13 protein-coding genes are annotated in these 13,678 nt (G+C 59.4%); 4 read left to right on the top strand and 9 right to left on the bottom strand.

Features of this window, described 5'->3' with window-relative positions; all coding sequences use genetic code 11:
- Window positions 1-11: 11 nt before the first annotated feature.
- Together ACQK2G_RS14400 and ACQK2G_RS14395 are read right to left on the bottom strand one after the other, a co-directional pair.
- Entirely contained in the window at window positions 12-2,186 is a 2,175-nt protein-coding gene (locus tag ACQK2G_RS14400; RefSeq protein ID WP_425405731.1) for a molybdopterin cofactor-binding domain-containing protein, read from the bottom strand.
- Window positions 2,187-2,188: 2 nt separating this feature from the next.
- Entirely contained in the window at window positions 2,189-2,644 is a 456-nt protein-coding gene (locus tag ACQK2G_RS14395; protein ID WP_425405730.1) for a (2Fe-2S)-binding protein, read from the bottom strand.
- 301 nt (window positions 2,645-2,945) lie between these two features.
- Here ACQK2G_RS14395 and ACQK2G_RS14390 point away from each other — a divergent pair, with 301 nt between their 5' ends.
- The gene (locus tag ACQK2G_RS14390; protein ID WP_425405729.1) at window positions 2,946-3,518 is read left to right on the top strand and encodes a TetR/AcrR family transcriptional regulator; all 573 of its coding nucleotides are present in this window, start codon (window positions 2,946-2,948) and stop codon (window positions 3,516-3,518) included.
- Between the two features lie 6 nt (window positions 3,519-3,524).
- Here the strand turns inward: ACQK2G_RS14390 and ACQK2G_RS14385 are convergent, their stop codons facing one another.
- From ACQK2G_RS14385 to rpmE, 5 genes are all read right to left on the bottom strand, one after another.
- Window positions 3,525-3,944: a GFA family protein gene (locus tag ACQK2G_RS14385; RefSeq protein ID WP_425405728.1), complete on the bottom strand. Its 420-nt coding sequence runs from the start codon at window positions 3,942-3,944 to the stop codon at window positions 3,525-3,527.
- Complete coding sequence (gene kynA, locus ACQK2G_RS14380) at window positions 3,941-4,786, bottom strand: tryptophan 2,3-dioxygenase (RefSeq protein ID WP_425405727.1); 846 nt, start codon at window positions 4,784-4,786, stop codon at window positions 3,941-3,943. The genes ACQK2G_RS14385 and kynA overlap by 4 nt, the downstream gene beginning before the upstream one ends.
- Before the next feature lie 26 nt (window positions 4,787-4,812).
- Window positions 4,813-5,421: a glutathione S-transferase family protein gene (locus tag ACQK2G_RS14375; protein ID WP_425405726.1), complete on the bottom strand. Its 609-nt coding sequence runs from the start codon at window positions 5,419-5,421 to the stop codon at window positions 4,813-4,815.
- A 231-nt stretch (window positions 5,422-5,652) separates the two neighbouring features.
- Window positions 5,653-6,105: an Hsp20 family protein gene (locus ACQK2G_RS14370; protein WP_425405725.1), complete on the bottom strand. Its 453-nt coding sequence runs from the start codon at window positions 6,103-6,105 to the stop codon at window positions 5,653-5,655.
- 302 nt (window positions 6,106-6,407) lie between these two features.
- Window positions 6,408-6,629 (bottom strand): 50S ribosomal protein L31, encoded by a 222-nt coding sequence (gene rpmE / locus ACQK2G_RS14365; RefSeq protein WP_425405724.1) that lies wholly within the window; start codon window positions 6,627-6,629, stop codon window positions 6,408-6,410.
- Window positions 6,630-6,852: 223 nt separating this feature from the next.
- Here rpmE and ACQK2G_RS14360 point away from each other — a divergent pair, with 223 nt between their 5' ends.
- Together ACQK2G_RS14360 and ACQK2G_RS14355 are read left to right on the top strand one after the other, a co-directional pair.
- The gene (locus ACQK2G_RS14360) at window positions 6,853-7,407 is read left to right on the top strand and encodes a GNAT family N-acetyltransferase (RefSeq protein WP_425405723.1); all 555 of its coding nucleotides are present in this window, start codon (window positions 6,853-6,855) and stop codon (window positions 7,405-7,407) included.
- 166 nt (window positions 7,408-7,573) lie between these two features.
- Window positions 7,574-9,670, top strand: a complete 2,097-nt coding sequence (locus tag ACQK2G_RS14355) for an ABC transporter substrate-binding protein (RefSeq protein ID WP_425405722.1) — start codon at window positions 7,574-7,576, stop codon at window positions 9,668-9,670.
- 24 nt (window positions 9,671-9,694) lie between these two features.
- Here the strand turns inward: ACQK2G_RS14355 and ACQK2G_RS14350 are convergent, their stop codons facing one another.
- Entirely contained in the window at window positions 9,695-10,348 is a 654-nt protein-coding gene (locus tag ACQK2G_RS14350) for a helix-turn-helix domain-containing protein (protein ID WP_425405721.1), read from the bottom strand.
- A gap of 184 nt (window positions 10,349-10,532) precedes the next feature.
- Between ACQK2G_RS14350 and ACQK2G_RS14345 the strand changes: the two genes are divergently transcribed.
- Entirely contained in the window at window positions 10,533-12,161 is a 1,629-nt protein-coding gene (locus tag ACQK2G_RS14345) for a phytoene desaturase family protein (protein WP_425405720.1), read from the top strand.
- A gap of 17 nt (window positions 12,162-12,178) precedes the next feature.
- Here the strand turns inward: ACQK2G_RS14345 and ACQK2G_RS14340 are convergent, their stop codons facing one another.
- Window positions 12,179-13,642 (bottom strand): peptidoglycan -binding protein, encoded by a 1,464-nt coding sequence (locus ACQK2G_RS14340; RefSeq protein WP_425405719.1) that lies wholly within the window; start codon window positions 13,640-13,642, stop codon window positions 12,179-12,181.
- Window positions 13,643-13,678 lie beyond the last annotated feature (36 nt).

The raw sequence follows: 13,678 nt of genomic DNA, 5'->3' as shown, positions 1-13,678 counted from the left end.
TCAAGCGACACTCAGGCGAAGCTGACGCCGCTTTCCGTCATCGGCAGTCGGGAGACCCGCGTCCCCGTCGCAGCATAGATGGCGTTGGCAAGTGCTGGACCGACAGGAGGAACACCCGGTTCCCCAACCCCGGTGGGGGCCTCGGCGGAGGCGACGATATGAACCTCCACCACCGGCATCTCGTTGATGCGCAGGGGTTCGTAATCGGGGAAGTTGAACTGGTCCACTTCTCCCTCGGTCAACGTAATCCGGTTCCTTATTACGTGGCCCAGACCGTAGCCGATCCCGCCTTCCATCTGTGCCCGGATGACATCCGGATTAACCGCGGTACCGCAATCGACGGCGCAGACAACTTTCTCGATCTTGACCGCGCCCTCATTGACGGAGACTTCCACCACTTCGGCGACATAGGTGTTGAAGGATTTATGGACCGCGATGCCCTGATGCCGCCCGGGGGACGGATTGCCCCATCCGGCCTTTTCAGCAGCCAGTTTCAAGACGCCGGCCAGGCGTTCCTGATCCTTCCCACCGTCCGACAGAAGTTCCAGCCGGTAGGCGACCGGGTCTTTGCCGAGCGCTTCCGCGACCTGATCGATCGTCGTTTCCATGGCGAAAGCGGTATGGGTATGGCCGACCGACCGCCACCAAAGCACCGGCACCTGCGTCTCTGCATCTGACAGGCCGACGGACATCGCCGGGATCGCATAGTGGCTGTCGTTGACGCCTTCGACCGACGTGGCATCGACCTGACTGCCCGGAGGCATGGCCAGGGATTCGAATGGCGTGCCCTTGATGATCGGTTTGCCCGCCACCCTGTGGTCCCAGGCCGAGATCTTGCCGCCCTTCAGGCCGACCCGGACGCGATGGGCGAACATCGGCCGATAGTAACCGCCCTTGATGTCATCTTCGCGTGTCCAGACCAGCTTGACCGGCGTCTTGCGCCCCAGCATCGCAAAGGCCATGGCGGCCTCCACCTGATAGTCCGCATTGGTTGTCGCCCGCCGGCCGAAGGAACCGCCTGCATACACGGTCCGGATTTCTATCTGCTCAGGATCCATTTCCAGGACATGCGCCAGGGTCGGCTTTACCGCCCCCGGAAATTGGCAGCCGTCATGCACACGAATACCGGTCTCCGTCGGTTCGATGACGCAATTCAACGGCTCCATCGGCGCATGGGCCAGGAAAGGGAAGGTCAATTCCGTTTCGATGACCTGATCCGCTGCGGCGACCGCGGCCTCGGTCGCGGAACGATCCGCACCCTCGACAGCTTCGAATTGGGGCGTGTCCAGGAGTGAATGGTGATAGGCCGTGAGTTCGTCTGTCGACCGGTTCTCCGCGGCACTGAAATCCCAGTCGGCCGTGATGGCATCGCGGGCTTGGATCGCCGCCCAGGTGTTCTTGCCATAAACGGCGATTGCCGCACCGGTGGGCAGGGCCTTCGCCCCGACGAAACCGGGAATGCTCTCGGCGCCGGAAGCATCGAAGGAAACGAGTTTTCCGCCGAAACGCGGTGAACGGATCAAGACGGCATAGACCATACCGGGTACTTTCACATCCATGGCGAATGTGGCGAGGCCGGTGGTTTTCAGATGCGAGTCCTTGCGCGGCAGTCGGTCCAGGCCGATCAAGCGGAATTCGGACGGATCCTTGATCACCGGGTTTTCTGGCGCGGTCAGACCCGACGCCTTGACGGCTGCTTCACCGAAATCGGCCCGCTTGTCGCCGGCTTTCAGGACGCTGCCGGAGATCGTTATCTGGGATGCAGGGACGTTCCACATTTCCGCCGCAGCCTGGACCAGGACGGCCCGTGCCGCCGCGGCGGCCTGCCGGTACTGCATGTAGCTGTTGGCCATGGCCGTGGAGCCGCCGGTACCTTGTGCGCCAAAGAACAGATTCTTGTATTTCTCTTTGTCGGCCGGCGCGAAATGGACGGCGACACGGTTCCAGTCCGCGTCCAGTTCCTCGGCCACCAGCGTAGCCAGTCCGGTTGTCGTGCCCTGACCCATTTCGAAATGCTTGATGATGACGTGAACCACGCCGTCGTCGGAAATGCTGACGAAAGGATTGAGATGGGCGACGGTCGGCGCGGCGGCGAAGGTGCCGTTGGCGCGCATGCCGATGACGAGCGCGATACTGGACGCCGCGGCGCCTTTCAGCAGGGTGCGTCTTGATGTCTGAATGCTCATGATCAGGCCTCCATGATCTCGGATGCGCGATGGATTGCGGCCCGGATGCGGTGATAGGTGGCGCAGCGACAGGCATTACCCGCCATGGCGTCGTCGATGTCCTGGTCGGTCGGCTTCTTGTTCGTGGCCAGTAGATTGATCGCGGACATGATCTGGCCGGACTGGCAATAGCCGCATTGAACCACGTCCAAATCCCGCCAAGCGGTCTGAACCGCCTGCGCTGCCGGGCCGTTCACGCCCTCGATCGTTGTGATTTCGGTCCCTTCCAGATCGTCGACATAGGTCGAGCAGGACCGGACGGGTTCACCGTCTACATGCACCGTGCAGGCACCGCAGGAAGCGACGCCGCAACCGAATTTGGTGCCTGTCATACCCAGATTGTCGCGCAAGACCCAAAGCAGGGGAGTGCCCGGTTCCGCCTCCACGCTCACCTGTTTTCCGTTGATGTTCAATTTCATCGCCGTGATGTCCCTCTATCGGTTGGCGTTCGGATTGAAAGTCTTAGAGGTACTTGAAGCTCATCGCAGATATCGGTCCGTTGTCCCCTCCCGGCGAATAGTCCGGATTTTGAGGGAATCTGTTAGCGTCACTGCAGCGCGTCGATGAATGGGTCTTTCTGGTTTCCCGGTCGCCCCGGCCGGTTGGTCGCCGAACTTTCCGCGGGGCGGTCATTGTGCTACTGAAACGGTTTGGACGATCTTACAATCAGCGTTCGTTTGTATAATTGACAATTGGTCGGTAAATGTCAAGATGTCTAACATGACGGAAAGGGAAGAGCAGTTCGCCGAAGCAGCCCTGCGGGTTATCGAGCGCTATGGTATGAAGCGCACGACGATGGGGGACATTGCCGGCGAGGCCGGGGTTTCGCGCCAGACGCTCTACACAGTCTATCCCAGCAAGGAAGATGTTCTGCGCGGTGTCATTCGACTGACCTGCGGCCGCACGTCCGCAGCAATCGACGAGGAATGTGCGAAACAGGAAGGGTTGGAGGCGAAGCTATCGACGATGTTCGAGCACATGACCCTCGCCCCCTACAGAATGATTGCGGCGATGCCGGACGCGGCGGACTTCGTCATCGGCTTCAAGGACGCGGCGACGTGCGAATTGGACAGGGCTTACGACCGCTACACCGATACGATGCGCGACATACTTGCGCCCTATGCGCAACAGATCGAAAAGGCCGGACTGAACGTGGACCGGTTGTCGGCCTATGTCGTCAATTCGGCGAAAACCTTCAAGAAGGAAGCCAGGGACGAAGCGGAGTTGGTCGAAATGCTGGAGGTTCTCAAACGGATGGTCGTTCTGATCGCTGGAAAGGCGAGCGTAACGTGACAGCCGTTAAGTCTTAGGCGGTGCGCCGTCAAATTGCGTTACGCCGTCTGGCATCCTCTCCCAGGCTGCTTTGGACCCAACGAAGATGTGCATGCCGATCTCGACCTGTGGGTCACCGTTGACGCAGCCGAGCGTAACGCCGTGAACTTTGCCGTCGATGGTCGCTGCCAATGTCGACCCACATTTTCTGCAGAACCTGACGTCGAAACCATTTTCGGTTTCATAGGCGCTCAACAAGTCTTCTCCGCTGGTCCAGAGGAATGACCCTGGTTCGACTTCCGCATAGGCCGACGCCTGGGCGCTAAAAATCTTGCGACAACGTGAACAATGACAGGAACGGGCATTCTTGAGCGGTTCGTCGATTCGATAGGTGATCTGTCCGCAAAAACATTCCCCGGTGATGGCCATCTTCTTCTCGCGGTTCATAGCTTTGTTCTCAGCGACCACAGTTCCGGAAAGAACGTGTAGGACAATGCATGCTCCAGATATCCGACCCCTGCCGTCCCGCCGGTGCCGCGCCGATGGCCTATGATGCGTTTTACCGTTTCCAAATGGCGGAACCGCCATTGCTGGAAACTGTCTTCAAGGTCGACCAGTTTCTCAGCCAATTCGTAGAGTTCCCAATTGTCATCCGGCGCCTTGTACACGTTGGTCCAAGCATCATGAACGCTGTCATCCTCTTGATACGGGCGCGTCCTGTCGCGATTCAGAACAGCATCGGACACCGGATAGCCTCGGCGTTTCAGTGCCTGCAAGGCGGTATCGTATAGGCTTGGGCTCTCCAGCGTTTCCGCCAGATGCGCATGTACCGCCGGCGTCTCTTCGAAGGGGGCGAGCATGGGACGTCTCTTGTTGCCCAACAGAAACTCAATCTCCCTGTATTGCGCGGATTGAAAACCGGAGCTTCGACCGAGGGCGTCGCGGAAGGTCAGATAGTCCGCCGGTGTCATCGTGGACAGGACCGACCAGGACTGGATCATCTGGGTCTGTATTCGAGCCACGCGGGAGAGCATCTTGAAGGCCGGACCGAACGCATCCCGATCCAAAGCCTGCATGGCTGCGCGAATCTCATGGATGATCAATTTCATCCAAAGTTCCGTGGCCTGATGGATGACGATGAACAGCATCTCGTCATGGGCGTCGGAAACCGGTTTTTGCGCTGTGAGCAAAGTGTCCAGGCGCAAATACCCGCCATAACTCATGCTGTCGCTGAAATCGGTATGCGCGCCTTCCGGCAACGCATCGCTGCGCTTGGTATCTTCGCTCATTTCGCCATCACGCTATAGGAAACCACCTAGTCGTGATAGGTGATGGGCACATAGTTCGGCAAGCTCGCGAAACGCTCGAGCCAACGATTGATTCCAGGATAGTCGGCCAGGCTGATGCCGCCTTCGTCGGCGACATGCGTGTAGGCATACAGTGCGATGTCGGCGATTGTCGGCCCCGTACCCACCAACCAGTCCGTATGCGAGAGTTGCTTTTCCATCACCGCAAGGGCTGCATGGGCGCGCTTTTCCTTTTCCGGCGCCTGCGCTTCAAGTTCCGGCGTCATCTCAAGGAAATGTCTCCAGAAACGCAGCACCGCGATATTGGGTTCGTGGCTGTACTGTTCAAAATAGGTCCAGGACAGGACCTGTGCCCGGGTGAACCGGTCTTCCGGTAGCCAGGATGTGCCCTCAGCCAGGTAATGCATGATAGCGTTAGACTCCGGCAGTGACCGGCCGTCTTCCAATACCAGAACGGGGATCTTCCCGATCGGATTTATCTTCAGGAAGTCTTCCGTATGGGTTTCGCCTTGTAGGATATTGGCCCCGACCCGTTGGTATTCCTGTCCCAGGAAATGCAGCAAAAGCCATACTTTGTAGCCGTTGCCGCTACCGTCGAAATCGAACACCGTGTACATCCGTTTCACCCTCTGCCTCGCCAATCATGCGAACCAAGGATGAGCTGCAAGCGGCAGACCCGGCAAGCATGAAATTCCGATGCCTGGATAAGGAAGGCTAATGCGAGAAGGGCGGCCCCCGTCCCGATCCTAGGGGAGACAGATCGGGGAGGGGCCGCCCTCACGGTCTGGCTTCGTGCGCCGCTCCGTGGAACGGCAGACGAGGTCAGGGGGAAGTTGACGGGTTACGTGTTACTTGGACGCGATCTTCTTCGCCTTGCCGGTGGCGATTTCGATCTTGCGGGGTTTCAATTCTTCCGGAACCTCGCGAACCAGCTTCACATGAAGCAGGCCGTTCTCAAGCAGGGCACCCTGGACCTTTATATGATCGGCCAGATTGAAGCGGCGCTCAAAGGCGCGTTCGGCGATCCCGCGATAGAGGTAGACGCGCTGAGCCTCGGCTTCTTCGTCGAGTTCCTTGCGACCGGAAATGGCGAGGACGTTTTCCTTCACTTCCAAGGTCAATTCGTCTTCGCTGAAGCCGGCGACCGCCATGGAAATCTGATAGGCGTTCTCGTCGAGTTTTTCGATATTGTAGGGGGGATAACCGTTCGACTGTTCACTGGAAAGCGCATCGATCATGCGCGCCATGCGGTCAAAACCGACGGAAGTCCGGAAAAGCGGGGAGAGATCATAAGTACGCATCGTCATATCCTCCTTCGAAGCGATATGGTTCAAATCAGCGCGGCCCACCGTGTGGTCTGACCGCTTTCAGTCCCGATTAATGGGCGACCCAATCGGCATCGCTTTCGGAACAACTGAGATTTAGGCACTGTTTACGGCGTTTCAAGAGGGGGGCGGAAGGCGAAAATCAGCCCGCCGTGGGGCGCCGTGCCCATAAAAGAAAAGGCGTCCCCGAAGGAACGCCTTTCCGCTGTCTGCCCATCTTTCCCGCCAGCGCGCGGCGCCCTGTGCGGACGGTCGCGTGGAGAAAGTGGCCGAACCGCTTACTTGAGGCCGAAAGAACCGAAGCGCTTGTTGAACTGGGCCGCGCGGCCGCCTTCCAAGATGCGCGTCGGACCACCCGTCCAAGCCGGATGGGAGGTCGGATCGATTTCCAGGCGCAGAGTGTCGCCCTCATTACCCCAGGTCGAGCGGGTCTTATAAGACGTCCCGTCCACCATCTGGATGGTGATTTCGTGGTATTCGGGATGGGTTTCCGCTTTCATCGCCCGTCTCCATGCTAAAACAGTTGGGCGCACGAACCGAAGTTCCGTGCGCCGGACCGGGGGCTTGTACGCCTTCGCACTCGAAAAGGCAAGCCGAGAAAACCGCCTATTTTCTGGATTTTTCGTGTCTGGCAGGCATTGCGTGTCCGGCGAATCCGATTGAACTGGCGCACCGGGGAAGAAACGCTTATTTCCGCTTCGCGAATGCCCGCGAATCGGGAACATGCTTTTAGGTATTATGGTGTTTATCGGAACGGATCGATTGAGGGTTCGGCCCATTGAGGCGGCCGACGAACCGCGCGTCCTTGGCTATGCGGGGCGCGAGGACTATTGCCCTTATGTCCCGATAGACCCCGGCCAGCCGGAAACCCTGTCCGCATATGTTAAGGATCAGATCCGGCCCGAAGGTCTTGATGCGGGCACGGCCCTGGCGCTGGCAATTGTCCCCGGTGGGCTGACACATGTAGTGGGTACTATCAGACTGACGGTCGAGCCTTTCCCGGTACCGATCGGGCAGTTGGACTTCACGCTGGATCCGGACTACCGCGGCCAAGGTTACATGACCGAGGCATTGCTGGGCGTCTTGCCCTCGGCTTTCCGCGATTTTGGCCTGCTGCGCATTTCCGTGCTCTCGGACGTGGACAATCTCGATTGCCACAAGGTTCTGGAACGGATCGGAATGCGGAATGAGAAACGCGTGGCGAATTTCCGAACCGTCAAAGGCGAGAAGCGCGATGCGTTTCTTTACGTTCTCGACGCCGCGGCGCCCAAGCAGTAGTCGTCACCGGTATCGATATTCCGCACTTTCGGGTCGGTTTCCCGGCGGAAGAGATAACCCCATAGTACGAACGGACAAATGGACGTCCTTCTGAGCGCCCCATAAGCTTTCCTGCAAGCTGGACCGACAGAGCCGGCATTTGAAGAACGGTGGTGGGGAGGCGCTCTTGGAACGTCTCAGAAAGCTCGGATTACCTACACGTTCCGGCAATCAGGCGGATCGCGCGGCGGCAGGCCCGATCCAGGACGGCGGGGCAACTATCGACGAGGGGCTGGCCGCGGTGACGGAGGCGATCCGGCATGTCGTCGATGGGCGGTTGGACGCCCCGATGCCGGATTTTCCGGTAAGCTCTCCGCTTCACCAACTGGTCGAACAGGCCGAGCGTCTGCGGTCGCGCCTCGCCGCTCTCAGTCAGATCATAGAGGACCACACGCTGGAGGAGGGGACCGCCGAACGGCAACGCCGCGATGCAATGACGGCTCTTGCCGAGAACTTCGAGGCGGCGGTTTCTGGCTCTATATCCGGTGTCGAATCCCATGTGGCCGATGCGATTGGAGATTCGACGGACAGCGTGGATCGGGTTGCTCAAGTGGCGTCGGCCGCGACGGAAAGTTCGGCCAGCGTTACCGAAATCGGCCGAATGACCCAACAGACCGCGTCGCTGACGGAACGGATGACGGAACAGACCCGTATTGCGACGGAAACCACATCGGAACTCGGGTCGGCCGCCGGCGATATCCTCGGTGTCGCCGACATCATCCAGACCATAGCCGGACAAACCAACCTGTTGGCCCTGAATGCGACAATTGAAGCGGCAAGGGCCGGCGAGGCGGGGCGCGGTTTCGCCGTCGTCGCGAATGAGGTGAAGACACTGGCGCAACAGACCGCGGATGCGACCGACAGGGTGAAGGCCCTTATCTCCGCGGTCGAGTCGGCGGCCGGTCGCGTGACGGAGGCGACAGGTGCCATCGGTGCGGCGGTGAAAGAACTCAACACGAACGCCGGTGTCGTCGCCTCCGCAGTGGAGGAGCAGCAAACGGCAAACCAGGAAATTGCCGCCAATGCGGAAGAAATTCTCGCCCGGATGCGAAGCTTCGAAGACCGAATGCAGGAAGTGCGGAACGGCGTCCAGAAAATCCAAGACGGGGCGGGCGTCTTTTTGGGGGAGGTTCGCGCGGAAGCGGGGATAACGGATGACGAGATCACCTTCGGGCAAAGCGCGCCTTTGACCGGCGGTGCGGCAAGTCTGGGGACGGCCATGCGGGACGGGATTGCACTGGCCTTCGCGGAAGTGAATGCCGGTGGAGGCGTCGGTGGCCGGAAGCTGAAACTTGAAACGGAGGATGACGGCTACGTTCCGGAACGTACCCTGGGCAATGTCCGTGCGATGGTACGGAGCGGTTCGGTCTTTGGCCTGATCGGGTCGGTTGGGACACCGACCTCGAAACTGGCGGAACTCGTTGCGCGCGGCGGCGGCATTCCCTTTATCGGGCCGGTGACCGGTGCGACTTTTCTGAGGGACCCGACCTTCCGCCACGTCCTGAATATTCGGGCATCGTATCAACAGGAAGTCGACCAACTGGTCGAATGGATGACGGGAACTGTCCGGGCCAAGCGGCCGGCACTGCTGTTCCAGGGTGACGCCTACGGGCAGACGGTTATGGCGGCCCTGGTCAAGGCGCTTGAACCCCGGGGCATCGCCTTGGCGGCGCGGGGAGCGTATGAGCGGCAGACGGGCGATGTCCAACCAGCTTACGATCTTATCCGCCAAGCCGAACCGGGTATCATTTTCATGGCCGGAACGGCCGGACCGACGGCGGCTTTCGTGCAAATGGCCCGACAGGGCGGGCTGCAATGCCCGATGGCGACCATTTCCTTCGTCGGCAGCCGGGATTTTGCGCGCCAGGTCGGCACCGACGGCGCCGGTGTCGTCATCAGCCAAGTGGTGCCACTACCGACCGACAGGTACCAGGGTATCGTCCGCCGTTACCTCGAAAACGCCCGTCGGCACGGCATATGTTCGGAGCCGGATTTTCAATCCCTGGAAGGTTATGTCACGGGATTGGCGGCAGCCGAAATCCTATCCGCCACTGAAACTCCCTTGACGCGCGATGCCTTCGTCGAGGCCGCGACCGGTGTTCAGCACGATCTGGATATTGATGGGTTCACACTGTCTTTCGGTCCGAACCGCAATCAGGGTTCCGATCAGGTTTATCTGACGCAATTGCGCCCCGATGGCGGTTTCGACCTCCTCCGCGCCTGACGATCGGTCGGTTCTTGTCGGGCTTCAATAGGTGGGCGGAGTAACCGCCCAAATCACGATCGTTTCCACCCGTCCCCGGTTCTCGTAACGATGGGGCTGATCGCTCTTGAAGGCGAAACTATCCCCTTCCTGCAACACGATGTGCCGGTCATTGACCCATAGATCCAGCCGTCCGGAAATCACGATGCCGGATTCCTCTCCCTGATGGCTGTAGAACTCTTCCCCGCTCTTGGCGCCCGGCGGGAAGATGCAGCGCAGCAGCTCGATCTCGCCTTCAAGGGTCGGCGACAGTAGCTCGTCGACAATGCCGCTCTTGTATCGCAAGGCGCGGCGGGCACCGGCGCGGACGACAAACTGGGTCAGGTCCGAGTCTTCCTGTTGGGCGCGGGGAAAGAACCAACTGACCGTGACGCCCAGGGCGACGCTGATACTGTGCAGCGCCTTGACCGAGGGGCTGGAAATGCCGCGTTCGACCTGACTTAGATGGCCTTTCGACAAGCCGGCGGCCTGTGCCAGCTCGGCCAGCGTCATCCCGCGGGCCTTTCGCAGACCTTTGATTTCCGCACCGACCCGTTCGTCCATCTCGGACATGTCCTGCACCCGGATGCCGGTATCCTCTCCGGGGGCCAAACCCTCGGCATTGGAGGGGCGCAGTATTCTGGGCAGCGTGTCGCTCATTTCAATCTGCTCGAATTCATATTGCCAATGGCTGGAGACGAGGCGTTTCGACCTTATGCCGGGCTCGGAAATTGAAATCAAGAAAATGAACTATTGACACGATAAGTCCTGTTAAGTGAATTTTTTTATCATAAAGTTCACAAGGGCAATGCGTCCAATGCTTCTCCCGAAAGGATCGAATCCCATGGCCTCGCAGTCGGTGCCGAAGAAATCATCCTATGACGCCATTATCATTGGCGCGGGGCACAACGGGTTGGTATGCGCGAACTACCTTGCCAATGCGGGCAAGAGCGTATTGGTCCTGGAACGCCGCGACGTGATCGGCGGTGCCGCGGTGACGGAGGAATTCGCCCCGGGATTTCGCGCATCCACCTTTTCCTATCTGATGAGTCTTCTGCATCCTCGAATTATCCGGGATTTCGACCTCGGCAAACACGGCCTGGAAGTTCTTCCCTGTTCCGACATGGCGTCGCCCTTGGATGGTGACGACTACATCCTCTTTTCCGAGGATATGAAGAAGACGCAGGAATCCTTTGGGCGGTTCTCCAAGAAGGATGCGGAAATATACCCCGAATTCGACGCCTATCTGAACGATGCCGCAAATATCGTTCGGAAACTGCTTTTCGATACGCCGGTCGATCCGGCCCGGCGTGATTGGAAGGGCTTCAAGGATATGGCCTCCATGGCCTGGAAGTACCGCAAGATCGGCCGGAAGATGTACCGGATCGTCGATATGCTGACGATGAGCGCATATGACTTCCTGCGCGAATGGTTCGAAGACGACCGTGTCATGGCGGTCCTCGCCTATTACGCATCGATCGGTACTTTCGCCGGTCCGAAGACGCCGGGCTCGGCCTATGTGATCATGCACCACGTGATGGGGGAGCATGAAGGCGCCGGCGGATGGGGCTTCATCAAAGGCGGCATGGGGCAGATTACTCAATCGCTCGCTTCCTACGCGCGCACCAAGAATGTGGAAATCGTGACCGGGGCGGAGATAGCCGAGGTGCGCGTCTCAAACGGAACGGCGACGGCGGTCGTCACCGAGGATGGGCGGGAATTCACCGCGCCCGTGATTGCGTCAAACGCTTCGGCGACGGTCCTTTATCGCGATCTGGTTGACGAGAAGCATTTGCCGGACGAAGTGCTGCGGGAGATCCGGGGGTACCGGAGTTTCTCGACCGCCTTCAAGATGAACATCGCCTGCGATCGGCCGCCGCAATACCGCATTCTCGACCGGTTGCGGTCGGAGGGTGCCTTGGGTGACTTCGACTATCCGACCTACATGCATATCGCGCCCGATATCGAGTACCTGGAACGTGCCTATGATGATGCGAAATACGGATGGTTCTCCAAGGCGCCGTTCATTACACCCGTCTGCCCGACCATCGTCGATGATACGCTGGCGCCGCCGGGCAAGCATGTCGTGAACCTGTTCGGCGGCCATGCGCCCTACGAACTAAAAGGCGGGGATTGGGCCGTCGAAAAAGCGAACTTCCGCAAGGCGGTCATCGACGCGGTGGAACGGTTCGCACCCGGTTTCTCGAACGACATCATTGCTGAGGATCTGTTGATCGCGCCGGATATTGAGGCGCGCGTGAACCTGCCGCAGGGCCATATTTTTCACGGGGAACTATCCGCCGACCAGCTTTTCTTCCAGCGTCCCGTCTCGGGATACGCGGATTACCGCACACCGATCCGAGGGCTTTATATCTGCGGGTCGTCAATGCATCCCGGCGGCGGGGTCTCAGGGATTCCCGGCCACAACGCGGCACGGGAAATCCTGCGCGACCAGGGTCATAGAATGTCCTAGAGAGACGGCCGGGCGCCTTAGCGTTCGGTCAGCTTCAATTCGATGCGACGATTGCGGCGATAGGCGATTTCGTCATCTCGGTCGTCCAGCGGCTGGAATTCGGCAAACCCGGTGGCCGCGAGACGCTGCGATGGGATCCCGCGTCGTTCCAGGAATTTCACTACCGAAATCGCGCGCGCAGTCGACAATTCCCAGTTGGACGGGAACCGCGCCGTGGCGATGGGTACGCTGTCCGTATGTCCGTCGACTCGCAGTACCCAGTTTATTTCGCTCGGAATGTCGCGGGAAATCTGGATCAGGGTATCGGCCAATTGTCCCAATTGTTCCTGCCCGGCCGGGCCGAGTTCCGCTGAGCCTTGCGCGAAGAGCACTTCCGACTGGAAGACGAAGCGATCGCCGACGACACGAACATCCTGGCGGTTGCCCAGGATTTCCCGGAGCCGGCCGAAGAATTCGGATCGATAGCGCGCCAGTTCCTGCACCTTGCTGGCCAGCGCAAGGTTCAGCCGCTTGCCCAGGTCGACAATCTGGGCCTTCTGCTCCTTGTCCCGCGCTTCGGATGCTTCCAGCGTTTGATTGAGTGCGGCGATCTGTTCGTTCAACGCGGCGATCTGTTCGCGCAGACGCGCCGATTCCGCCCGGGCCAACAGAACGGCTTCGGTCTGGGCGTCGATTTCCTTCAACTGCGAGCGGACCGCTTCGTCCTTGTCGGCGATCTCAGCTTCCTTTTCCTCCAGCGCCTTTTCCAAAGCGGCCAGTCTGGCCGCGCGCAGGGCAAGTTCTTCGGTCTTCGCCTTAAGTTCCTCTTCCTGTGCGCCGATTTCCAGGGCCTGACTGTCGACCGTCTTCGACAATTCGGTCAGTTCCTCAGTCTGTTTTTCACTTAAGGCTTCCAGATCGGCGACTTGTTGCAGCAATTCCCGGCGCAGGGCGGTCAGGGCGTTGATGTCTTCGGCTAGGGTATCGAGCTCCTTCAACTGCAGTTCGATCGTTTCCTTGTTCGCTTCCACAACCTTGTAGGCGTCTTCCAATTCCTCCCTCGTGCGGGACAGCAGGGCGTCGCTGTCAGCAAGCCGACTTTCGTTTTCCTGCATCTTCGCGCGCAACGCATCGGCCGCGCTTTCCGCCGTCTCAAGCCTCGCCAACACCGAATTGCGTTCGATCCTCAGCGCGCCAAGGGAGGCCTGCAACTCGTCGCGCTCCGCCAGACTGGCACGCAGTTGCGTGGACAGGCTCTCGATATTCGAACGCAGGTCTTCGTTTGCCGACTGTTCCAGGCTCAATTGCTCAGCGATATCGGCGATCTGCCGGTTTAGTTTCTCCAGGGCTTCGTCGCGACCGACCAGCGCTTCATTCAGGTAGAGTTGGGAAATCACGAAGATCATCAGAAGAAAGATGATCACCATTAGAAGCGTCGCCAGCGCATCGACGAAACCCGGCCATATGTCGAGGTTTGTCCTACCGCGCCGTGCTAGTGCCATGGCAAACCTGCCCGGTCCGAACCCGGTCTTTCACGT

The sequence above is a fragment of the Hwanghaeella sp. genome, from assembly GCF_965227365.1.
GTDB lineage: Bacteria > Pseudomonadota > Alphaproteobacteria > UBA8366 > Aestuariispiraceae > Hwanghaeella.
The sequence above is the reverse complement of the archived record's forward strand: the minus strand, read 5'-3'. Positions and strand labels throughout refer to the sequence as shown.

Excerpts from the sequence above, each read along its gene's own strand:
- ACQK2G_RS14375 (WP_425405726.1), bottom strand. The coding sequence starts at position 5,421 with ATGTACACGGTGTTCGATTTCGACGGTAGCGGCAACGGCTACAAAGTA.
- ACQK2G_RS14345 (WP_425405720.1), top strand. The coding sequence starts at position 10,533 with ATGGCCTCGCAGTCGGTGCCGAAGAAATCATCCTATGACGCCATTATC.
- ACQK2G_RS14360 (WP_425405723.1), top strand. The coding sequence starts at position 6,853 with ATGCTTTTAGGTATTATGGTGTTTATCGGAACGGATCGATTGAGGGTT.
- ACQK2G_RS14390 (WP_425405729.1), top strand. The coding sequence starts at position 2,946 with ATGACGGAAAGGGAAGAGCAGTTCGCCGAAGCAGCCCTGCGGGTTATC.
- ACQK2G_RS14350 (WP_425405721.1), bottom strand. The coding sequence starts at position 10,348 with ATGAGCGACACGCTGCCCAGAATACTGCGCCCCTCCAATGCCGAGGGT.
- ACQK2G_RS14370 (WP_425405725.1), bottom strand. The coding sequence starts at position 6,105 with ATGCGTACTTATGATCTCTCCCCGCTTTTCCGGACTTCCGTCGGTTTT.
- ACQK2G_RS14400 (WP_425405731.1), bottom strand. The coding sequence starts at position 2,186 with ATGAGCATTCAGACATCAAGACGCACCCTGCTGAAAGGCGCCGCGGCG.
- rpmE (WP_425405724.1), bottom strand. The coding sequence starts at position 6,629 with ATGAAAGCGGAAACCCATCCCGAATACCACGAAATCACCATCCAGATG.
- ACQK2G_RS14340 (WP_425405719.1), bottom strand. The coding sequence starts at position 13,642 with ATGGCACTAGCACGGCGCGGTAGGACAAACCTCGACATATGGCCGGGT.
- ACQK2G_RS14395 (WP_425405730.1), bottom strand. The coding sequence starts at position 2,644 with ATGAAATTGAACATCAACGGAAAACAGGTGAGCGTGGAGGCGGAACCG.
- kynA (WP_425405727.1), bottom strand. The coding sequence starts at position 4,786 with ATGAGCGAAGATACCAAGCGCAGCGATGCGTTGCCGGAAGGCGCGCAT.
- ACQK2G_RS14385 (WP_425405728.1), bottom strand. The coding sequence starts at position 3,944 with ATGAACCGCGAGAAGAAGATGGCCATCACCGGGGAATGTTTTTGCGGA.